The sequence below is a fragment of the Rahnella sp. CG8 genome (genome assembly GCF_023701875.1).
Lineage (GTDB): Bacteria > Pseudomonadota > Gammaproteobacteria > Enterobacterales > Enterobacteriaceae > Rahnella > Rahnella aceris.
Genome location: NZ_JABAED010000006.1, coordinates 84,022 through 104,763, shown reverse-complemented (window position 1 = coordinate 104,763; position 20,742 = coordinate 84,022). Strand labels below are relative to the sequence as shown.

Here is a 20,742-nt window from a genome sequence, read left to right as displayed (position 1 = left end):
GGTAGCAAACCTTAGGAGTAGATAAAACATGGCCGATCCAAATCTGAGATTTCTGGTAGTAGACGATTTCTCTACCATGCGTCGTATCGTGCGCAACCTGCTGAAAGAGCTGGGCTTCAACAACGTTGAAGAAGCAGAAGACGGTGTTGATGCGCTGAACAAACTGCGCGCCGGGGGTTTTGACTTCGTGGTATCCGACTGGAACATGCCCAACATGGACGGTCTGGATCTGCTGAAAACCATCCGTGCTGACGCTGCGCTGGGCAAGTTGCCGGTGCTGATGGTAACCGCAGAAGCGAAGAAAGAAAACATCGTCGCCGCCGCACAGGCCGGGGCCAGTGGTTATGTGGTTAAACCCTTTACCGCCGCCACGCTGGAAGAAAAACTGGGCAAAATCTTCGAAAAACTGGGCATGTAGGAGTCCGTATATGGCAGAGATACCAATGCCTGCAAATGATGCAGCAACCGCGGGCGAAATTATCGCCCGCATTGGGCAACTGACCCGTATGTTGCGTGACAGCATGCGTGAACTTGGTCTGGATCAGGCCATTGCTCAGGCAGCCGAAGCAATTCCGGATGCCCGCGATCGTCTTGATTATGTTGTCACCATGACGGCTCAGGCGGCTGAACGCGCCCTGAACTGTGTTGAGGCTGCGCAGCCTCGTCAGAACAAACTTGAATCTGCCGCGAAGAAACTTGATAAGCGTTGGGATGAATGGTTTGAAAATCCGATTGAATTATCGGATGCCCGCGAGCTGGTCACGGACACCCGCAGCTACCTGAAAGAAATCCCTGAGCACACCAGTTTTACCAATGCTCAGTTGATGGAAATCATGATGGCACAGGATTTCCAGGATCTGACCGGTCAGGTCATTAAACGCATGATGACCGTGGTACAGGAAATCGAAAATCAGCTGTTAATGGTGCTGATGGAAAATATTCCTGAACAACAGGCTAAAGCGAAGCGCGAAAACGACAGCCTGCTGAACGGCCCGCAACTCGATTCCAACGGTGTCGGTGTTGTGGCCTCACAAGAACAGGTAGACGATCTGCTGGATTCATTAGGTTTTTGATGTGCCAGCACGTCAGCAATAAACACCTCTCCGTCTCGCACTGAGGGGTGTTTTCCTTATCTGGAATTTTTACAAATAAATTCATCTGCTGAATAGCCGCCATTTTTCCTCTCTAATTCACCAATAAGACTTCGCCGCTTTTGTCATGCTATCCCTGCGTCATTGAATCTGTAGCGTCGTTCGTTCACCCGAATCACTGACTCATATCAGCTCATCGGGATCCTCTCGCTTGCTGCCTTGCTACAACTCCAGTGACGTTGGGAGTTTGCATGAAATTGTGCCCGTCGTGTTTTACATGCCGGGTAAACCCTGACAGGAACCGCCGGTGGCTGAAGAAAGCGATCTCGAAAAAAGTGAGGCCCCCACCGCACACCGGCTTGAAAAAGCGCGTGAGGAAGGGCAGATACCGCGCTCGCGCGAACTGACCTCAATTCTGATGCTGGGAGGCGGCTTAACGCTGCTGTGGATGTCGGGCGAATCTATGGCGCGGCAGCTTGGCGTGATGATTTCGCAAGGTCTTAAGTTTGATCACGGCATGGTCAGCGATGACCGGCAGGTTTTGCAGCAGATGGCGACGCTGCTGGGCCGCGCAGTCTGGGCATTATTGCCGGTGATCGGCGGCCTGATTTTGATCGCACTCGCCGCGCCGCTGTTACTCGGCGGCCTGATGTTCAGCGGTAAATCCTTTGAGTTCAAGTTCAGCCGTATGGATCCGATTGCCGGTTTGAAACGTTTATTTTCCGGTCAGGTGCTGGCGGAGCTGCTGAAAGCCGTTCTTAAAGCCTTGCTGGTCGGCACCGTCGCCGGGTTGTATTTGTGGCATAAATGGCCGGACATGATGCGCCTCATGGCGCAACCGACCATTCCGGCGCTGGGTGAAGCACTGAACATGGTGGTGTTCTGCGGGCTGATGGTGGTACTGGGATTAACGCCGATGGTGGGTTTCGACGTGTTCTGGCAAATCTGGAGCAACCTGAAAAAGCTGCGCATGAGCAAGCAGGATATCCGCGACGAACATAAAAGTCAGGAAGGTGACCCGCACGTTAAAGGGCGTATCCGCCAGCAGCAACGTGCGATGGCCAGGCGCCGCATGATGGCCGATGTGCCCAAAGCGGACGTTATCGTGACCAACCCGACGCACTACGCCGTTGCGCTGCAATACAGTGAAAACAAAATGAGTGCACCGAAAGTACTGGCGAAAGGCGCGGGAGACGTGGCGCTGCGTATCAGGGAACTCGGTGTCGAGCACAAAATTCCGATGCTGGAAGCGCCGCCTCTGGCGCGTGCGCTTTACCGGCACAGTGACATTGGTCAGCAAATTCCGGCGACGCTGTATGCCGCCGTGGCTGAAGTTCTGGCCTGGGTTTATCAGCTGAAACGCTGGAAGCGCGAAGGCGGGCTGATCCCGAAAAAACCTCAACATTTACCAGTCCCTGAAGGTCTGGATTTTGCAGCAGGAGAGAGTGATACCCATGGCTAATCTGGCCGCGATACTGCGTTTACCCGCCAACTTTAAGTCCGGACAATGGCAGGTACTGGCAGGCCCAATTCTTATCCTGATCATCCTGTCGATGATGGTGTTGCCGTTACCACCGTTCATCCTTGACCTGCTGTTCACCTTTAACATTGCGTTATCCATCATGGTGTTGCTGGTGGCAATGTTTACCCAGCGCACGCTGGATTTCGCGGCATTCCCGACCATTCTGCTGTTTTCCACCTTATTACGTCTGTCGCTGAACGTTGCCTCAACCCGTGTGATCCTGCTGGAAGGGCATACCGGCGGCGCGGCCGCGGGGCGGGTGATTGAAGCCTTCGGTCACTTCCTGGTCGGCGGCAACTTCGCCATCGGTATCGTGGTGTTTATCATCCTGGTGCTGATCAACTTCATGGTTATCACCAAAGGTGCCGGGCGTATTGCCGAAGTGGGCGCGCGTTTTGTGCTTGACGGGATGCCCGGCAAACAGATGGCGATTGACGCGGATCTGAACGCCGGTCTGATTGGCGAAGACGAAGCGAAAAAACGCCGCAGCGACGTGACGCAGGAAGCGGACTTCTACGGTTCAATGGACGGTGCAAGTAAATTCGTGCGGGGTGACGCCGTTGCCGGTCTGATGATCATGATCATCAACGTCGTCGGCGGCCTGCTGGTGGGTGTGTTGCAACACGGTATGGATCTCGGCCATGCGGCTGAAAGTTATACGCTGCTGACCATCGGTGACGGTCTGGTTGCGCAGATCCCGGCGCTGGTTATCTCTACTGCAGCCGGTGTTATCGTCACCCGCGTCGGCACCAATGAAGACGTCGGCGAGCAGATGGTGACCCAGTTGTTCCGCAATCCGCGCGTCATGATGCTGAGTGCCGGTGTTCTGGGGTTACTCGGTATGGTGCCGGGCATGCCGAACTTTGTCTTCCTGATGTTCACCGCCGGGCTGCTGGCGCTGGCGTGGTGGACTCGCGGTCAGGAGCTGAAAAAACCGGCCACCGCAGCGGCCGCACCGGCCGTGGCAGACAACGGTAAACAAATGGTAGAAGCCAGCTGGCAGGACGTTCAGCTTGAAGACCCGCTGGGTATGGAAGTGGGCTACCGTCTGATCCCGATGGTGGACTTCGCCCAAAACGGCGAGCTGCTGGGACGTATCCGCAGTATCCGTAAAAAATTCGCACAGGAAATGGGCTATCTGCCGCCGGTTATTCATATTCGCGATAACCTCGAACTGCCGCCAGCGGGCTACCGTATCCTGATGAAAGGCGTGGAAATCGGCACGGGTGCGGCGCATCCGGGCCGCTGGATGGCGATCAACCCGGGCAGCGCGATTGGCGAATTGCCAGGCGAAGCGACGGTTGATCCTGCATTCGGGCTGGCGGCGGTCTGGATTGAACCTGCTATGCGTGAGCAGGCGCAAATTCAGGGTTATACCGTGGTGGAAGCCAGTACCGTGGTCGCAACGCATCTGAATCACCTGATCAGCATGCACGCCAAAGAGCTGTTTGGCCGTCAGGAAACGCAGGAACTGATGGAACGTGTCACCAAAGAAATGCCGAAGCTGACGGAAGATTTCATTCCGGGCATCATTTCCCTGACCAATATGCACAAAGTGTTGCAGAACCTGTTATCTGAACGCGTTTCGATCCGCGATATGCGCACCATTGTTGAAACACTGGCGGAATATGCCCCGAACCAGCCGGATCCTAACGAACTGACGTCCGTGGTGCGTGTTGCGCTCGGCAGGGCGATTACCCAGCAGTGGTTCCCGGGCAGCGGTGAAGTGCAGGTTATCGGACTGGATACCTCCCTGGAACGTCTGTTGTTACAGGCGCTGCAAAGCGGCGGTGGTCTGGAACCGGGTCTGGCTGAACGTTTGCTGACCCAGTCCGAGGCGGCATTACAACGTCAGGATATGCTCAGTGCGCCACCGGTTCTGCTGGTGAATCACGCACTGCGTCCGCTGTTGTCACGCTTCCTGCGCCGTTCACTGCCCAATATCGTCGTGATGTCGAATCTGGAAATGAGCGACAGCCGCCAGATCCGCATGACCGCCACCATCGGCGGTGAATAACATGCGCCGCGCCACACTGTTGTTGCTGACCACACTGAGCCTGCCCGCGCTGGCCGCGTCCGGTTCATGGTCTGATACCCAGCGCGGCGTGGTGCTGCAAAACCGTGGCGTGATGATGTCGTCGGGCGCGTTAGCACCGCCGGCATCCGCGCCCGTGCGCAGTTCAGGTTCTGCAACCATCACAACCCTAAGCTGGAAATATGAAGTGCTCGGCGCAAGACCCGCCGGTTTACAGGTCAGACTCTGCAACACCATGAATCACTGCATCAATCTGGACGCCGAAGGCGGGGTGACAAAATCGTTTTACGGCCAGTCCGCCACTTCACCATTAAGACTGGTTTATTTTGTCCCCGGCGCTGGCGCAATGAATACGCCGCTGCGGGTGATCAGTAATGAAGTGATCGTGAACTATAAGTAAGCCCTCCACCGGCTCTAGTAATCCCTGAAAACCTTCCGGACGCCGTCTCCCATTCTCAATGTTTGCCCATTTTATCTGTATGGATGTTCAGCTATCACCGGAACTCATCTGGCCGGGTCGCTACACCAGGATCACCTGTAACTGAGAACGGCTCCCTCCCCTGCGAAGGGGAGGGTTGGGGTGGGGTATTAAATAAAAATCAATATGTTGAAGTTTGCACTGACTAGGTGTTAGCCCTTAAAACCCCCTCCCAACCTCCCCCTTCGCAGGGGGAAATATCACACTTGCAGGCCATTGCACACCATTGCATCATCGGTATAACCAATTGTTTTTAAAGTGATTTAGTGTTGCTTGCGCTGGCGTGCAATTGCTAGACAGCGCACATCAAACCGGATATAAAACCGGATATCAACTTACTCGAAAGGATATCCGAATCATGCCGATCACAGACACTAAAGCCCGCACCTTTTTCTTTAAAGATACCTTCATCTTTTTTCATCAAAAAAAATAATAATGAGCAATTAAGAAAATGAAGATAATTGCGGATATTATAATCAAAGAAACTTCAATCATTCCCCATAATTTAAACTTACTTGTATTTATAAAATCATGCCAAAAATAAAAATCCTTTTTGATCAGACGATTTTCTTTCCTTAAAAAAAGTGGGAAGTAAACATAGGATATTTTTTCAACCGGGACACTTATATATACAATATTAAAATTGAAATATTTAAATGACATAACTCCGGGGGGGGGATGTTATGTTTCTTTTTGTATTCATTACATAGTTCTTTATAACGTCTTTCATTGAAAAATGTTACTACCAACTCTAATATTATTACTAATATAAGTAGTAAGAATGTAATCATATCAATGACGTTTTTATCACTCACTATAGAATGCCTCATACAGAGCTTGCCCGGCACTACTACCGAGGTCTTGCCCTACCGATCCTAAAACCTCTCCCCCGGCTAACCCTCCTGTCACTGCTACAGCAGAACATAACAACGCTCCTGCACCACCAATTTCACTTGTAAGCAAACCCAGCCCCCACACACAGGCCGCCCCTGATAATCGAGCACCTATTATCCCACCGAATAATCCGCCAGTTTGAGAACCAGCAAATTTACTGTACTCAACAACTGTCATTTTCTTACACTCTGACTCTCTACCAACTGTACAAGCATCATAAATAGTATTAGTCGTGTTTGCAAAATCTAAGGTGATACCAACATATCCCAATTTTTTCATTGCTTTAATCAGCTTCGCTGATTTTTCAATATACGTTGCATAACCTTCTATCTCTGTTACGCCAGTTTGCGACCAATGCCGCATTATGCTTCTACTTGATAGACCTAATGCCCGTCTAATGTCAGAATACTCATTCATACCCAATTTGTATTTCATGAAATTATTAAGCAACAAATTGAGCTTTTTGAAATGAATCTTCCTTTGGGTATAGAATTGCTCACCAATTAATGCACCTCTTGTAATATAAGCATTCTTGTAAGTTTCTTGTATTTCTTTTAATACCTTTTCAATTTCTTCAAAATATTTTCCGCCGACTTCTGATGCCATGCCAGTAATACCACTTCCAAAACCGGTGAAAGTATCTATTGTATCTTTGTGTTTATGTAAGAAACTGGCTTCATCCATAGTTAAATCACTTAATGCTGTATCAACTTTTGCTTTTGCTTTCTTCAAAGTTTCGATTTGGTTTGGATCTTGTTTCTCAGGATCAACTAACAAAAGAATAGAAGCGGGTTTGATTGGTCCGCTGCCGTTGAGTGTATCGTATAATTCTCTTGCACCTGCTACAGGGTTATAAAATAAATAGTCACCAAAATCTTTTACATTCGCAGGTAAATCAACAATACAGAATCCAGCATCCACCGGTTCGCGTGGTGGTATATCCTCTTTTAGAGGGGAAGCTGGTGCCGATTCTGGTTTAGTTTCAGTAACCATCTGTTTCTTTGCCGCCTGTGCGTGTTGCTCAGGTTCATTGTCAGTGGTTTTCTGTGACGCCATTTTCGGCGCTTCAGGATAGTAACTGGATGAAAATTCACTTGCGAATAATCTCGCCTTACAAGGGCAACTACTAGAACTCTCAAGCGTACCGATGCAGGGCAGACCGTCGCTTGTATAGTTATGAATTCCACCTAATAAGATAAACACACCTTCATTTTTACCGCATGTAACTTTGTCACCAAGTCGAGCTAAATTTAAACCGTGGTGTATAATACGACTTGTTGCACTTACTACTTTTCCGCCGCATGAGGTTTTATCACCCAGCCGTATAAAATATCCAATAGCCATTTTTATTTCCTTCTAGTTAAATGAAATTATCCATTTTTGTTTGTCTATTGAATAATGTGATATGCAGTCACAGTCATTAACTTTATCTATTTTTGATAGGTTCATTTTCTTTATAGCTTCTAACGCTATATTCATAAGCAATGAATTATCCATTAAATTCTGTTTTTTGATGCTTTCGCAATAGTTTTGGTAACATTGCTCCCAATAAAAATTAATTTCATCAAAATACGACTTATTAAATTTAAGCGTTATGGGTGATAATGCAGACATTTCCTTTTCAATTGTAAAACTCTGTATAAAACTTCGGATTTTCAAATTATCGTTTTTAAATAATAGGCATTCTTTATTATCTATACTGAAACAGAATGCTATATGGATGTGATATTTTGCTGTGATTGATGCAACATCGATCATCATTTCTGTAACGCTGACATCATTAAACGAATATACATTCCAAGATTCACCAGAGCTTTTGTTTAGTACAAAAGCACATATTAGAGCGTCAAGTTTTGAAGTGAATAAAAGCAGCCCGTTTTTATCGGGCGTCAGGCCAGTTGACCAAACCGGTTCCAGCCAGTGAATGCCATTCTCTCTTACAGATATCTTTGAGACTACGTACATATCAAGAGGGGCAAGATGGAAATGATCACCGGGAGCATAGAAGTAGAGACGCTTTGTCGTGTGAGGCATAATGATTACCGTTTCGTTGAGAAAACGATAATATACACCTGCATTTTATGTGGAAATAATGTCAAATTTCAATGAATTCAATGAGTAAAATTTATCCAGTGAATTGTAGTTTTGAATAACGCTTGAACTATTTGTGCTCTTTTCTTCACAACAGAAATTAGTTTGTATAAGATTTATTTGCTGGATAAAAAACAGGATATAAATTCATAATAGAAAATTAATATCGTTAATATTCAATATGATGTGTAGGCTATCCTCCCCCTTCGCAGGGGGAGGAGCCAGGCAAACCGCGCTGACAACTTATCTGAACCGGGGGCAGGGCAAAGCCCAGCAGGCAAGCCATTCTGCTCATCAGACGGGTGGAAACAGATCGGGATAAATCAGAAGTCTGGCTAATCTGACAGAGGTATCAGCAGAGGTCGGGATGTGAATCGCGGGGGAAATACGAATACGGAGGGGAAACCGTTCCCCTCGTCTGGCGTTAAACGGAGATCTTCCTGACGGTTTGCCCCGATACGGTTTCCTGCCCGTTCGGTCCGTAGAATTTCTGCGTCTGACTGGCGTTAAGGATCGCCAGCGCCTCGGTGTTATAGGCGATTTGTTTGCCCAGTAACATGCCGTTGTGACGATTTATCTGACTCAGCCTGGCGGTCATTTGCACAATATCTTGCCACATCGCGGCGATTTCCGGCTGACTCTGCCCTTGTGGATCTGAGTAGGGTGCGGTTTGTCTGAGGCGTTCGTCATGCTGACGACGCTGTTTATCAAGATAGTCTACCGTGGCTAACAATGAACTTTTCTGCTCGGTTATATGCTGCAAGGCTGCACCATTTACGCGGCCTGAGCACAGTATCGTTTGTTCGTGATTAATCACCTGATCCAGCGCTTGCAACGTTTCAACCAAGGTAGTCATGGTCTTGATAAAGTTCTTCATCGGGCCTTATTACCTTCCAACTTTTTGTCTTCACACTGAGGTCTTCAGCTTAAAGACCTTTGAGATAATCCTGCGTGTCCTGTAACAAAGCATCAGCGATTTTGCCGGTATCCATCGTCAGTTTACCGTCGCGGATAGCTTGTTTCAGTTCTTCGACACGTGCCGTGTTAATGTCCTGCGCACTTGACTGAGTCAGAGATGCCTGTGCTGAACTCAGGGTCACCGCCGTACCGCTGGTGGTGGTGCCAGAAACAGTGCCTTCTTTACGCGTGTTCTGTACTGAAGCTTCAGACGGTTCGCGTTGCTGGATCGAGGTTAAAGGTGAAACACCTTGAGTACGATCGATAGCCATAAATTTCTTCTCCAGTATGGGGATCAGGGTTTTGAACATCTCATGAAAACCCTTAAAAATGCCGTCGCGGACGACTCTGATACGTGTGTTATCGACATGTGGCGAAATAACTTTAGCTTTTATTGCAGCTTTTTGCAGAACAACGGCTGCACTTTAGGATTATATCGTCACTGTCACAGACCCATCTGAGCCTACTGTTCCGTTCACAATTGCACCTGACGGCATTCTGATCCGCACTGATTCATTCGCTGCAGCATTGTTCATCGCCTTACCGGCACTCGATACATTAAAACCACTGCCTGTTGCCTGAACCTGAACTTCCTGCCCCGCATGCACCATCCACGGACGGCGCAGCATGGATAAGGTTAACGGCTGGCCGATGCTGATGTTTCGCAGCGTGATGCCATTCACCGCCTGTTGACTGTCAAGAATGGTTTTCGGTGGCAGCAGATCCAGTCGCCCGGTTTTTTGTTGCATATCGGTTTGTGTCAGGTGAGCGCCCGCTGGCACGTTCTTCGCCGCCACCCAGTACGTTCCGCTGACCTGCACTTTGGTCTGTACGTAACTTTTCTTGCCGTTACAGTTCACCGCCACGGAGACATTGCCCCAGGTGCGACTGTTCGGTGAAAGCATAAATTGTGGTGATAAACATTGGGGCTGACGCGCCGCCGGGGTGTTCACGACCACGGTCACCTGCATTCCGCTTTCAGCATATTGCTGGCGGAAGAACTGCTGAATTTGCGAGGACAGCAGTGTATCGCTATTGGACGAGGCAGGCACGCTTTTGACTTGCACTGGCAAAGACTGCGCATAGCTCACAGCACCAGACGTCGCACCGGTCATGATGCAGCCCAGCGTAATGCCTGTACGACATATTTTCAGCATGTTCATTCGCGTTTTACCTTTGTGCCAACCTACTACTGGCCACAAGTCTACGCTCACTTTGCAATTCCTAAAGGGACAAATAGCGCCCGATTTCATGCTTATTCAGACGATAGCCAGTTGACACTCGCATTTATGCTGTCGACTCCAAAATCTCACTTTGCGGAGGGCGCATGCTCGACAAATTGAACGCCGCACTACAGTTCCAACAGGAAGCGCTCAACCTGCGCGCCCAGCGGCAAGAAATTCTTTCAGCCAATATCGCTAACGCCGACACCCCAGGGTATCAGGCGCGCGATATCGATTTTGCCAGTCAGTTGCAGAAGGTGATGGAGCAGGGGCGTGCAAGCGGCAGCGGCATCTCCTTGTCTCTGACGTCTGACCGCCATATCCCGGCGTCCAACGTACAGCCTGCAGATATGGATCTGATGTACCGGATCCCTGACCAGCCATCGGCAGATGGCAACACGGTCGATATGGACCGTGAACGTACCAATTTTGCGGATAACAGCGTGCGCTATCAGACCGATTTGACCGTTCTCGGCGGGCAAATCAAAGGGATGATGTCGGTGCTGCAAGGATAATAGCCCATGTCAATGCTTGGTATTTTTGATATCGCCGGTTCTGCGCTGGCCGCGCAGTCTCAGCGCCTGAACGTCAGCGCCAGTAACATGGCCAACGCCGACAGCGTCACCGGCCCGGATGGTAAGCCGTATAAAGCGAAGCAGGTGGTTTTCCAGGTGGATGCGGCACCGGGTCAGGAAACCGGCGGCGTGAAAGTGGCGCAGGTCGTTGATGACCCGGCACCCATGCGCATGGTGTATGAGCCGGGCAATCCGATGGCGGATGCAAAAGGCTATGTGCAGATGCCAAACGTAGATGTGGTCAGCGAAATGGTGAACACCATCTCCGCTTCCCGCAGTTATCAGGCCAACGTCGAAGTGCTTAACACCACCAAGTCGTTGATGATGAAAACCCTCACTCTGGGGCAATAGCGGAGCGAATCATGGCAATTACCACGTCGATTAATGACACCACTGATAACACCACGATCGCCAGCACCAGTTCCGGTGGTTCGTCCACAACCGGAACCAGTTCTGCGGATGATTTATCCAGCAGTTTCCTGACCCTGCTGGTCGCCCAGCTGAAAAACCAGGATCCCACCAATCCGATGGATAACAGTCAGCTGACCAGTCAGCTGGCACAAATCAGCACCGTCAGCGGGATTGAAAAACTCAATACCACGCTGGGCAGCATTTCCGGACAAATCACCAGTGGTTCATCTGTTCAGGCAAGTTCATTGATCGGTCACGGCGTGATGGTGTCCGGCAGCGCAATTCTGGTCGGCAGCGACACTGACGGCACTGTCAGCACCACGCCATTCGGATTTGAACTGGAAACGGCCTCCGATACCACCACCGCTACAGTCAGCGACGCCACCGGTAAAGTGGTGAAAACCATCACGCTGGGCTCCCAGACTGCCGGTGTGCACAGCTATACCTGGGACGGTACACAGGACGATGGCACCAAAGCACCGGATGGCAGCTACACCTTTAGCATCAATGCCCTGAACAATGGTCAGCAAATGGTGGCAACACCGCTGAACTATGCGCTGGTCAATGGTGTAACGACAGATTCAGCCGGGAATACCGCGTTGGATCTGGGCGTACGCGGAACCGCGAAAGTCGATTCTGTACGCCAGATTTTGTAAGTGAGTCACTCAGACCGCTCCCTCCCCTTCGCCGGGGCAGGAGCTAAAAACACTACACACAGTACAATGGAGCTAACATGAGCTTTTCCCAAGCAGTCAGCGGCCTGAGCGCGGCATCGACTAACCTCGATGTGATTGGTAACAACATTGCCAACTCCGCGACCGTCGGTTTTAAAACAGCCACCGCCTCTTTTGCCGATATGTTTGCCGGTTCCCAAACCGGTATGGGCGTTAAAGTCGCCGCTGTCACTCAGAACTTCAATGACGGTACGACCACCAACACCTCCCGCGGTCTGGATGTGGCCCTGAGCGGCAACGGTTTCTTCCGTCTGACGGACACCAGTGGCGCGGTTTATTACTCCCGCAATGGTCAGTTCTCACTGGATGCCAACCGTAATCTGGTGAACATGCAGGGTCTGAGTGTCACCGGTTTTCCGGCCACCGGCACCCCCCCGACTATCGCCGCAGGCGCACAGCCGGTTGCCCTGAACATCCCGACCACCCTGATGAGCGCGAAAGCCACCACGGTGGGTACGATGGTGGCCAACCTGAACTCAACGGATACGGCGATCCCGGCCGCCAAAACGTTCAGCAGCAGCGATGACACCAGCTACAACTACGTCAACAGCATCACCACCTATGACTCACAGGGTAATGCTCACGATAACAACGTCTACTTCGTGAAAACCTCTGCGAACAACTGGGATGTTTACGCGCAAGACGGCAGCGTCACAGGTTCAACAGCTGGCAAAATTGGTGCAATGCAATTTGATACCAGTGGTGCGCTGGTGAGTACCACTAACGCCGCAGGCGTCGCCAATGCCGGTCTGGCACTGACGTTGCCAATGAACACCGCGACTAACGGGACGGTGACGCCACAAACCGTTTCCCTGGATTTCACCGGCAGTATCCAGCAGAGCACCGGCAGCGACAGCATCGGTTCCCAGACTCAGGATGGTTATGCAGCGGGTCAGATGACCGGTTACACCATCAATGACGACGGCACAATCTCCGGCACTTACTCCAACAACAAAACCCAGTTACTGGGCCAGATTGTGCTGAGTAACTTCTCTAACCCGGAAGGTTTGAAATCTGAAGGCGACAACGTGTGGACGGCTACCGCGTCTTCCGGCCAGGCTGTGACCGGTATCGCGGGTCAGGGCGGTTTAGCGTCAATGACCAGCGGCGCGCTGGAATCTTCCAACGTCGATCTGAGTGCGGAACTGGTCAACATGATTGTTGCTCAGCGTAACTACCAGTCGAATGCGCAGACCATCAAAACTCAGGACTCCATCCTGAACACGCTGGTTAACCTGCGTTAATACGCGTTTTATCACCTGAGAACAGGGCAGCATTATGGATCACGCTATCTACACCGCAGGCGGCGCAGCCAGCCAGACGCTGGTTCAGCAGTCGGTGACGTCGAGTAACCTGGCTAACGCCAATACACCGGGCTTCCGCTCGCAGCTTTTAGCGATGCGCGCAGTGCCGGTAGACGGTGAAAGCCTGCAAACCCGCACGCTGGTCACGGCATCCACGCCGGGCGCAGATATGACGCAGGGCAAGCTGAACTACACCGGCCGTCCGCTGGATGTGGCTTTACAGCAGGACGGTTTCCTTGCGGTGCAGATGCCTGATGGCTCTGAAGCCTATACCCGTAACGGTGACATGCAAGTGTCACCGACTAACCAGCTGACCGTTCAGGGTCATCCGGTGATGGGGGATAACGGCCCGATTGAAGTTCCGCCGAATTCTCAGCTCACGGTTTCTGCGGACGGGACCATTGCCGTGCTTGAAGCCGGTGCTGACCCCAACACCATGGGCCAGCTCGGTAAGCTCAAGCTGGTGAAAGCGGCCAACAATGAAGTCACCCGTGGCGATGATGGTATGTTCCGGCCAACGCCGGCGACCGTTCAGGCACGGGGTGCGGCTTTACAGCCTGACCCGACTATTCACGTTATGCCCGGAACGCTTGAGGGCAGTAACGCGGATCCGGTTTCAACCATGGTTGACATGATCGCCAACGCCCGTCGCTTTGAGATGCAGATGAAAGTCATCCACAGCGTCGATGAAAATGAACAGAGTGCCAACAATCTGCTGTCAATGAGCTGATGATGGCAGAGGAGTAATGACATGATCCCATCGCTGTATATTGCGAAAACCGGTCTGGATGCCCAGCAGACCAATATGGATGTAATCGCCAACAACCTGGCGAACGTCAGCACCAACGGTTTTAAACGCCAGCGTGCGGTATTTGAAGACCTGCTTTACCAGACAGTCCGTCAGCCTGGTGCGCAGTCTTCTGAGCAAACCAACCTGCCATCCGGTTTACAGATTGGTACCGGTGTGCGTCCTGTTTCTACTGAGCGTTTGTTCTCGCAGGGCAACCTGTCGCAGACCAGCAACAGCAAAGACATTGCAGTCAAAGGGGAAGGTTTCTTCCAGGTTCAGTTGCCGGACGGCACGACGGCCTATACCCGTGACGGGTCTTTCCAGGTTGATCAGAACGGTCAGCTGGTGACCTCCAGTGGTTATCAGGTTATTCCTGCGATCACCGTTCCGGCGAATGCGCTGAGCATGACGGTCGGGCGTGACGGTATCGTGAGTGTGACCACGCAAGGTCAGACGGCGGCACAGCAGGTGGGGCAACTGACGCTGAGCACCTTCATCAACAACAGCGGCCTGGAATCACTCGGTGAAAACCTGTACCAGGAAACCCAAAGCTCCGGCGCACCAACCGAAAGCACTCCGGGTCTGAACGGCGCAGGTCTGCTGTATCAGGGTTATGTGGAAACCTCTAACGTCAACGTGGCGGAAGAACTGGTCAACATGATCCAGACCCAGCGTGCTTACGAAATTAACAGTAAAGCCGTGTCCACCTCGGACGAAATGCTACAGAAACTTTCCCAGCTGTAATGTTTGGCGGTTGATTGAAAACAAGAGGGCAGGGGCGGAAACGCTTCTGTCCTGAACCGGTTCAGATCCCTACCAGGTCGATTTTTTAAAGGCGATAACTGTGGTGACCAAAAAAAACACGTCGGTAATGACTTCTTCTAAAGACCGACCAGGCAAGCTGGTGCTGCCGCTGTTAATCACGTTACTGGCGAATGGCTGCGCGTATATGCCGCATACCCCGCTGGTACCCGGAGCAACCACAGCGACCCCTGCGCCTGCGGCACCGCCGGTTCCTAACGGTTCGATTTTCCAGTCAGTTCAGCCGATGAACTACGGTTATCAGCCTCTGTTTGAAGACCGCCGTCCACGCAATGTCGGCGACACGCTGACCATTGTCTTGCAGGAAAATGTCAGTGCAAGCAAAAGCTCCTCAGCGAACGCCAGCCGCAACGGCGCGACCAGCTTTGGCGCAGCGACAGCGCCACGTTATCTGGAAGGTCTGTTCGGTAATGCCCGTGCCGACCTCGATATGACCGGTGCCAACACCTTTGCCGGTAAAGGCGGCGCAGCGGCCAATAACACCTTCAGCGGCACCCTGACCGTGACGGTTGGGGAAGTGCTGGCAAACGGCAACCTGAAAGTTGTCGGAGAGAAACAAATCGAAATTAATCAGGGAACTGAATTTATCCGGTTCTCCGGTGTGGTCAACCCGCGCACCATCAGCGGTTCGAACGCCGTTATCTCCACGCAGGTGGCAGATGCACGCATCGAGTACGTCGGGAATGGCTACATCAATGAAGCGCAGAACATGGGCTGGTTGCAGCGGTTCTTCTTAAACTTATCGCCGTTATAACGAGGCAATCATGCGAAAACTCCTTTCCGGTATTCTCTGTCTGGCGATGTCCGCCCTGGTGGTACTGCCCGCATCCGCCGACCGTATTCGTGATCTGACGACGGTACAGGGTGTGCGTGATAACGCCCTGATCGGCTACGGGCTGGTGGTGGGTCTTGACGGTACCGGTGACCAGACCACACAAACACCTTTTACCACCCAGACGCTGACTAACATGTTGTCCCAGCTCGGTATCACGGTACCGGCAGGCACCAACATGCAGTTGAAAAACGTGGCAGCGGTGATGGTCACCGCCAAAATGCCGCCGTTTTCGCGTGCCGGTCAGGCCATCGATGTGGTGGTTTCATCCATGGGTAATGCCAAAAGTATTCGCGGCGGCACCTTGCTGATGACCCCGATGAAAGGGGTGGATAATCAGGTTTACGCACTGGCGCAGGGTAACGTGCTGGTCGGCGGTGCAGGCGCTTCCTCCGGTGGCAGCAGCGTGACAGTTAACCAGGTTTCAGGTGGGCGTATTACCGGCGGGGCAACCATTGAACGCGAATTGCCGAGTACGTTCGGCACCGAAGGCGTGATCAGCCTGCAACTTAACGACGAAGATTTCAACCTGGCGCAGCAGGTCAGTGACGCCATCAACCGTCAGGGAATGGGGGTGGCGTCAGCGCTGGATTCCCGCAATATTCAGGTGGTGGTGCCGCGTGGCAATACCTCTCAGGTGCGCATTCTGGCGCAGATCCAAAATATCGAAGTGAACGTCGGGCCGATGGATGCGAAAGTCATCATCAACTCCCGTACCGGTTCGGTGGTCATGAACCGCGATGTAACCCTGGATAACTGTGCGGTTGCACAGGGCAATCTGTCTGTGGTGGTCGATCGCCAGAACGATGTCAGCCAGCCGAATACGCCATTTGGCGGCGGTCAGACGGTAGTGACGCCGAACACCAATATTTCCGTACGCCAGTCCGGCGGGTCGATTCAGCAGGTACGCTCCAGTGCCAGCCTGAACAACGTTGTCCGTACCCTGAACGCGTTAGGCGCGACGCCTATCGATCTGATGTCCATTCTGCAGGCGATGAAAACAGCCGGATGCCTGCGTGCTGATTTGGAAATTATCTGATGAGCGATCTGATGTCGATGTCAGGGGCGGCGTATGACACGCAATCCCTTAACAAACTGAAGCGGGATGTGGCGCAGGATCCTCAGGCGCACATCAAAGAAGTGGCGAAGCAGTTTGAAGGGGTGTTCGTGCAGATGATGCTGAAAAGCATGCGTCAGGCACTGCCGCAAGGGGGGATTCTGGATAACGAATCCACCAAACTTTATACATCGATGTACGATCAGCAAATTGCTCAGGACATGTCCGACAAAGGGCTGGGCATGGCCGACATGATGGTCGAACAACTGACCGGTGGCAGCAAGCAACCGTCAGAACTGGCGGGAACGGTGCCGATGGCGCTGGACGGCGAAGTGCTGAAAACCATGCCGTTGCAGGCAATGGAACAGTATCTGCGCAAAGTCATTCCGACTGCGCCGGACCGCACCACCGGCGGCGCACCGTTGCCAGCCGACAGCGGACAGTTCGTTTCCAGCCTCACCATTCCGGCACAGGTCGCCAGTAAAGACAGCGGGATTTCGCATCAGCTGATCATGGCGCAGGCCGCGCTGGAATCTGGCTGGGGGCAGCGCGAGATCCCGACTGCCGACGGCAAACGCAGCTTCAACCTGTGCGGTATCAAAGCGGGCAGCAGCTGGGACGGTCCGACCACCCAAATCACCACCACGGAATATACCAGCGGCGTGGCGAAAAAAGTGCAGGCCAGTTTCCGCGTGTACGGCTCCTATGTGGAAGCCATCAGCGACTACATCAAATTGCTCACCAACAACCCGCGTTATGCGCAGGTTGCCTCGGCCAGTACTCCTGAACAAGCCGCGCATGCCTTGCAACGTGCAGGTTACGCGACCGACCCGAATTATGCCGACAAACTGGTGAGTGTGATCCAGAAAATCAAAGGCGCGGGCGAGCAGGCGGTGAAAGCCTATAGCCATGATTTAAAAGATATCTTCTAGACCCGCAAATCCTCGTTTTTTTTCTCAAGTTTTAGCGGTGCAGGCCGATAACACGATCAGAATGGGAAAAGGGGAAACCCCCGGCTCAGCTTCCTTAATTACACGGTGGTAAAAAGTCACCGGCAGCCAAAAGGTCACTCATGTCCAGTAGCTTAATTAATACCGCAATGAGCGGACTGAACGCAGCGCAGGCGGCGCTCAGTACCACCGGGAACAACATCGCTAACGTGAGTGTGGCCGGTTATAACCGCCAGACCGCCATTATTACGCAAAGTAATGGCATCTCTACTCCTGCCGGTTATATCGGCAACGGTGTGACGGTGACCGGTGTGAATCGTGAGTACAACTCTTTCGTGGTGAAGCAGCTTCTGGGTGCCAGCGCAACCGGCAGCGCGCTGTCAACGCAGCTTGATCAGGCCAGCTCTATCGATGACCTGCTCGGCGACAGTTCCACAGGTATCGATGCCACCATGTCGACCTTCTTTAAAGGCCTGCAAACGCTGACCAGCAATGCCAGCGACAGTGCGGCTCGTCAGGCAGTGCTGGGTGAGGCACAGGGTTTAACCGCGCAGTTCAACAGTTCAGCCAAATACCTGAACGACATGAATACCGCCGTTAACCAGCAAGTCACGCAGAATGTTGACCAGATCAACACCTATGCGTCGCAGATTGCCAAACTGAACAGTCAGATCACCGCGACGCGTGGCAGCACCGGACAGGAACCTAACGCCTTGCTCGATCAGCGTGACCAACTGGTCAGTCAGCTGAACAACGTCACCGGTGTGGTCGTGACCCAGCAGGACGGCGATACTTACAATATTTCATTCGCCAACGGCACGCCGCTGGTGAGCGGCGGCAACGCCAAAACGGTGGTTGCGATGCCGTCCAGTGCCGATCCTTCCAAACTGACGGTCGGCATGACCCAACCGGACGGTTCGGTTTCTGAAATTCAGGAAAGCCGTCTGACCACCGGTTCGCTCGGCGGCACGCTGGCTTTCCGTAAAGACAACCTGGAACCGGCCATTAACCAGCTCGGGCAACTGGCGCTGGCGCTGTCTGACAGCTTCAATACCACCAACAAAGCCGGTTTTGACCTCAACGGTGACGCGGGGACGGACTTCTTCTCCTTCACCGGCGCGACCACGGTCAGCAACACCAAAAATACCGGCAGCGCCCAACTGAGCGTGGCATATACCGACACGGCCGCGGTGAAAGCCAGCGATTACACCATGGCTTACAACGGCACCAGCTGGGATGTAACCCGCGTTTCCGACGGGGCAAAAATCACCCCGACGGCGGGCACCGACAGCAACGGTGATCCGACGATGAATTTCGATGGCTTGTCGGTTTCCGTCACCGGCACGCCGAATACCAATGACAGCATCACCATCAAAACGGTCAGCAATGTTGCGGGCAGCATGAATCTGGCTATCAGTGATTCTTCATTGATCGCCGCAGCGGGTGCGGCAGACAGCGGCGTGAGTGACAACACCAACGCGCAGAAACTGCTGAATCTGCAAACCGCGAAACTGGTGGAAGGTAAATCCACCCTGTCGGGCGCATACGCCAGCATGGTAAGTAACGTGGGTAACCAGGTTTCCACGCTGACCACCACCAGCACCTCACAGGCGAATATCGTCACGCAGCTCACCGCTCAACAGCAGTCTATCTCCGGGGTTAACCTCGATGAAGAATACGGCGATCTGCAACGTTACCAGCAATATTATCTGGCGAACGCGCAGGTCGTGCAGACGGCTTCGACGATATTCGACGCGATCATCAACATTCGCTGATCCCAGAACTGATAAGGAACTGATGCCATGCGTCTTAGTACCAATATGATTTACAACCAAAACATGAATGCGGTACTGGATGGTCAGAACCGTTTCCAGGCGACCGGTTTACAGTTGTCGACCGGCAGCAAAGTGAGCAAGCCTTCGGATGACCCGCTGGCGGCGTCGCAGGCGGTGCTGGTACGGCAGGCGCAATCGGAGAACAGCCAGTTTTCCGTGGCCCGTACCTTTGCTAACCAGAGTATGAGTCAGGAAGAGTCGATTTTAAGCAGCGTGACCTCGACCATTCAGGATGCACAGACGTTGATCGTTCAGGCCGGTGACGGTTCTTTAAGCGATGACGACCGTTCTTCTCTGGCGACTAAACTGGACAGCCTGAAATCGCAACTGGTGAACCTGGCGAACAGCACCGACGGTAACGGCCGCTTCATCTTCGCCGGTTACAAAAGTGATACTCCGCCTTATACGCAGGACGCCACAACGGGTGCGGTAACCTATTCCGGGGGCACGACGTCTATTACTCAGCAGGTTGATACCAGTCGTACCATGACCATCAACCATACCGGTAACCAGATTTTTAATGCCTTAACCGGTGATGCGAAAGCCGAACCGGACGGTTCTCCGAGCGAATCAGATTTATTCAAAACCATCGACGGTGCGCTGACTGCGCTGAGAACGCCATCGGCGGATAACACCACGGATACGCAATACACCGATGCCATCGATAAAGCCAACCGTGGCCTGAGTAACTCACTCAACAACGTGCTTTCCGTGCGTTCAGAGTTGGGTACGCAGATGTCCGAACTGGATAATCTCGATACACTGGGCGACAACCGTGATGTATCGAACTCGACCAAACTCAGTAATCTGGTCGATACCGAATGGACCTCAGCAATTTCGACCTACACCTTGCAGCAGGTTGCGCTTCAGGCATCCTATAAGACCTACAGCGCCATGCAGGGTATGTCACTGTTCCAGATGAATTCGTAATACTCTCCGGCGCGTAAGCTTACGCGCCAGGCTCCATCTCTTCGTTATCGCTGCCTGTCTGCTTTTACGGCAGACCGGCAGATTCTTTTCTGACTGTACTTAAACCGGGTACTTTCAGCTTTGTATGTCACTTTTTCTAAGGTTTAAGTGACATACACTTTTTCCTCGTCCTGCTTCAAATTGTCTCTGCGTTGGCTGCCTTCGTTCACCC

The 20,742-nt window shown here is 52.3% G+C and carries 21 protein-coding genes; 16 read left to right on the top strand and 5 right to left on the bottom strand.

Annotated elements, in window-relative coordinates; translation table 11 throughout:
* The first annotated feature begins 28 nt into the window (after positions 1 to 28).
* The 5 genes from cheY (at position 29) to HGO41_RS07810 (ending at position 5,048) form a co-directional block, all read left to right on the top strand.
* Entirely contained in the window at positions 29 to 418 is a 390-nt protein-coding gene (cheY, locus tag HGO41_RS07830) for a chemotaxis response regulator CheY (RefSeq protein WP_013575154.1), read from the top strand.
* 10 nt (positions 419 to 428) lie between these two features.
* Positions 429 to 1,073 carry a protein phosphatase CheZ gene (gene cheZ, locus HGO41_RS07825; protein ID WP_013575155.1) on the top strand — a complete coding sequence of 215 codons (645 nt, stop codon included), beginning with the start codon at positions 429 to 431 and terminating at the stop codon, positions 1,071 to 1,073.
* 325 nt (positions 1,074 to 1,398) lie between these two features.
* On the top strand, positions 1,399 to 2,553 hold the full coding sequence (gene flhB, locus HGO41_RS07820) for a flagellar biosynthesis protein FlhB (RefSeq protein ID WP_013575156.1): 1,155 nt from the start codon (positions 1,399 to 1,401) through the stop codon (positions 2,551 to 2,553).
* On the top strand, positions 2,546 to 4,630 hold the full coding sequence (gene flhA, locus HGO41_RS07815) for a flagellar biosynthesis protein FlhA (RefSeq protein ID WP_015689760.1): 2,085 nt from the start codon (positions 2,546 to 2,548) through the stop codon (positions 4,628 to 4,630). The genes flhB and flhA overlap by 8 nt, the downstream gene beginning before the upstream one ends.
* 1 nt (position 4,631) lies before the next feature.
* Positions 4,632 to 5,048, top strand: coding sequence for a flagellar protein FlhE (locus HGO41_RS07810; RefSeq protein ID WP_015689761.1), 417 nt, complete (start codon positions 4,632 to 4,634; stop codon positions 5,046 to 5,048).
* An 885-nt stretch (positions 5,049 to 5,933) separates the two neighbouring features.
* On the opposite strand, the gene HGO41_RS07805 is transcribed toward HGO41_RS07810, so the two are convergent.
* The 5 genes from HGO41_RS07805 to flgA all read right to left on the bottom strand — a co-directional run bounded on the left by HGO41_RS07805 (position 5,934) and on the right by flgA (position 10,231).
* On the bottom strand, positions 5,934 to 7,364 hold the full coding sequence (locus tag HGO41_RS07805) for a PAAR domain-containing protein (protein ID WP_250980938.1): 1,431 nt from the start codon (positions 7,362 to 7,364) through the stop codon (positions 5,934 to 5,936).
* Positions 7,365 to 7,376: 12 nt separating this feature from the next.
* Positions 7,377 to 8,054, bottom strand: a complete 678-nt coding sequence (locus HGO41_RS07800) for a hypothetical protein (protein WP_250980937.1) — start codon at positions 8,052 to 8,054, stop codon at positions 7,377 to 7,379.
* 481 nt (positions 8,055 to 8,535) lie between these two features.
* Complete coding sequence (locus tag HGO41_RS07795; protein WP_013575160.1) at positions 8,536 to 8,988, bottom strand: flagella synthesis protein FlgN; 453 nt, start codon at positions 8,986 to 8,988, stop codon at positions 8,536 to 8,538.
* Positions 8,989 to 9,037: 49 nt separating this feature from the next.
* Positions 9,038 to 9,340 carry a flagellar biosynthesis anti-sigma factor FlgM gene (flgM, locus tag HGO41_RS07790; RefSeq protein ID WP_013575161.1) on the bottom strand — a complete coding sequence of 101 codons (303 nt, stop codon included), beginning with the start codon at positions 9,338 to 9,340 and terminating at the stop codon, positions 9,038 to 9,040.
* Between the two features lie 159 nt (positions 9,341 to 9,499).
* The gene (flgA, locus tag HGO41_RS07785; RefSeq protein WP_015689767.1) at positions 9,500 to 10,231 is read right to left on the bottom strand and encodes a flagellar basal body P-ring formation chaperone FlgA; all 732 of its coding nucleotides are present in this window, start codon (positions 10,229 to 10,231) and stop codon (positions 9,500 to 9,502) included.
* Positions 10,232 to 10,395: 164 nt separating this feature from the next.
* Here flgA and flgB point away from each other — a divergent pair, with 164 nt between their 5' ends.
* From flgB to flgL, 11 genes are all read left to right on the top strand, one after another.
* Positions 10,396 to 10,806: a flagellar basal body rod protein FlgB gene (gene flgB / locus HGO41_RS07780; RefSeq protein WP_013575163.1), complete on the top strand. Its 411-nt coding sequence runs from the start codon at positions 10,396 to 10,398 to the stop codon at positions 10,804 to 10,806.
* Between the two features lie 6 nt (positions 10,807 to 10,812).
* Complete coding sequence (flgC, locus tag HGO41_RS07775) at positions 10,813 to 11,217, top strand: flagellar basal body rod protein FlgC (protein ID WP_013575164.1); 405 nt, start codon at positions 10,813 to 10,815, stop codon at positions 11,215 to 11,217.
* 11 nt (positions 11,218 to 11,228) lie between these two features.
* A complete protein-coding gene (flgD, locus tag HGO41_RS07770; protein WP_013575165.1) occupies positions 11,229 to 11,933 on the top strand; it encodes a flagellar hook assembly protein FlgD in 705 nt (234 codons plus the stop codon).
* Positions 11,934 to 12,010: 77 nt separating this feature from the next.
* On the top strand, positions 12,011 to 13,255 hold the full coding sequence (gene flgE / locus HGO41_RS07765; RefSeq protein WP_013575166.1) for a flagellar hook protein FlgE: 1,245 nt from the start codon (positions 12,011 to 12,013) through the stop codon (positions 13,253 to 13,255).
* A gap of 34 nt (positions 13,256 to 13,289) precedes the next feature.
* Positions 13,290 to 14,045 carry a flagellar basal body rod protein FlgF gene (locus HGO41_RS07760; RefSeq protein WP_013575167.1) on the top strand — a complete coding sequence of 252 codons (756 nt, stop codon included), beginning with the start codon at positions 13,290 to 13,292 and terminating at the stop codon, positions 14,043 to 14,045.
* 21 nt (positions 14,046 to 14,066) lie between these two features.
* Positions 14,067 to 14,849 (top strand): flagellar basal-body rod protein FlgG, encoded by a 783-nt coding sequence (flgG, locus tag HGO41_RS07755; protein WP_013575168.1) that lies wholly within the window; start codon positions 14,067 to 14,069, stop codon positions 14,847 to 14,849.
* A 127-nt stretch (positions 14,850 to 14,976) separates the two neighbouring features.
* Complete coding sequence (locus HGO41_RS07750; RefSeq protein WP_071823641.1) at positions 14,977 to 15,681, top strand: flagellar basal body L-ring protein FlgH; 705 nt, start codon at positions 14,977 to 14,979, stop codon at positions 15,679 to 15,681.
* Positions 15,682 to 15,691: 10 nt separating this feature from the next.
* Positions 15,692 to 16,798 (top strand): flagellar basal body P-ring protein FlgI, encoded by a 1,107-nt coding sequence (locus HGO41_RS07745; RefSeq protein ID WP_013575170.1) that lies wholly within the window; start codon positions 15,692 to 15,694, stop codon positions 16,796 to 16,798.
* Positions 16,798 to 17,748 (top strand): flagellar assembly peptidoglycan hydrolase FlgJ, encoded by a 951-nt coding sequence (flgJ, locus tag HGO41_RS07740; RefSeq protein WP_250980936.1) that lies wholly within the window; start codon positions 16,798 to 16,800, stop codon positions 17,746 to 17,748. The genes HGO41_RS07745 and flgJ overlap by 1 nt, the downstream gene beginning before the upstream one ends.
* Before the next feature lie 140 nt (positions 17,749 to 17,888).
* A complete protein-coding gene (gene flgK / locus HGO41_RS07735) occupies positions 17,889 to 19,541 on the top strand; it encodes a flagellar hook-associated protein FlgK (protein WP_013575172.1) in 1,653 nt (550 codons plus the stop codon).
* Positions 19,542 to 19,568: 27 nt separating this feature from the next.
* Complete coding sequence (gene flgL / locus HGO41_RS07730) at positions 19,569 to 20,531, top strand: flagellar hook-associated protein FlgL (protein WP_013575173.1); 963 nt, start codon at positions 19,569 to 19,571, stop codon at positions 20,529 to 20,531.
* The last annotated feature ends 211 nt before the right edge of the window (positions 20,532 to 20,742 follow it).

Bases quoted from the DNA above. Each gene is read 5' to 3' on its own strand.
- cheY (WP_013575154.1), top strand. From the start codon at position 29: ATGGCCGATCCAAATCTGAGATTTCTGGTAGTAGACGATTTCTCTACC.
- cheZ (WP_013575155.1), top strand. From the start codon at position 429: ATGGCAGAGATACCAATGCCTGCAAATGATGCAGCAACCGCGGGCGAA.
- flhA (WP_015689760.1), top strand. From the start codon at position 2,546: ATGGCTAATCTGGCCGCGATACTGCGTTTACCCGCCAACTTTAAGTCC.
- HGO41_RS07810 (WP_015689761.1), top strand. From the start codon at position 4,632: ATGCGCCGCGCCACACTGTTGTTGCTGACCACACTGAGCCTGCCCGCG.
- HGO41_RS07805 (WP_250980938.1), bottom strand. From the start codon at position 7,364: ATGGCTATTGGATATTTTATACGGCTGGGTGATAAAACCTCATGCGGC.
- HGO41_RS07800 (WP_250980937.1), bottom strand. From the start codon at position 8,054: ATGCCTCACACGACAAAGCGTCTCTACTTCTATGCTCCCGGTGATCAT.
- HGO41_RS07795 (WP_013575160.1), bottom strand. From the start codon at position 8,988: ATGAAGAACTTTATCAAGACCATGACTACCTTGGTTGAAACGTTGCAA.
- flgM (WP_013575161.1), bottom strand. From the start codon at position 9,340: ATGGCTATCGATCGTACTCAAGGTGTTTCACCTTTAACCTCGATCCAG.
- flgA (WP_015689767.1), bottom strand. From the start codon at position 10,231: ATGAACATGCTGAAAATATGTCGTACAGGCATTACGCTGGGCTGCATC.
- flgB (WP_013575163.1), top strand. From the start codon at position 10,396: ATGCTCGACAAATTGAACGCCGCACTACAGTTCCAACAGGAAGCGCTC.
- flgC (WP_013575164.1), top strand. From the start codon at position 10,813: ATGTCAATGCTTGGTATTTTTGATATCGCCGGTTCTGCGCTGGCCGCG.
- flgD (WP_013575165.1), top strand. From the start codon at position 11,229: ATGGCAATTACCACGTCGATTAATGACACCACTGATAACACCACGATC.
- flgE (WP_013575166.1), top strand. From the start codon at position 12,011: ATGAGCTTTTCCCAAGCAGTCAGCGGCCTGAGCGCGGCATCGACTAAC.
- HGO41_RS07760 (WP_013575167.1), top strand. From the start codon at position 13,290: ATGGATCACGCTATCTACACCGCAGGCGGCGCAGCCAGCCAGACGCTG.
- flgG (WP_013575168.1), top strand. From the start codon at position 14,067: ATGATCCCATCGCTGTATATTGCGAAAACCGGTCTGGATGCCCAGCAG.
- HGO41_RS07750 (WP_071823641.1), top strand. From the start codon at position 14,977: ATGACTTCTTCTAAAGACCGACCAGGCAAGCTGGTGCTGCCGCTGTTA.
- HGO41_RS07745 (WP_013575170.1), top strand. From the start codon at position 15,692: ATGCGAAAACTCCTTTCCGGTATTCTCTGTCTGGCGATGTCCGCCCTG.
- flgJ (WP_250980936.1), top strand. From the start codon at position 16,798: ATGAGCGATCTGATGTCGATGTCAGGGGCGGCGTATGACACGCAATCC.
- flgK (WP_013575172.1), top strand. From the start codon at position 17,889: ATGTCCAGTAGCTTAATTAATACCGCAATGAGCGGACTGAACGCAGCG.
- flgL (WP_013575173.1), top strand. From the start codon at position 19,569: ATGCGTCTTAGTACCAATATGATTTACAACCAAAACATGAATGCGGTA.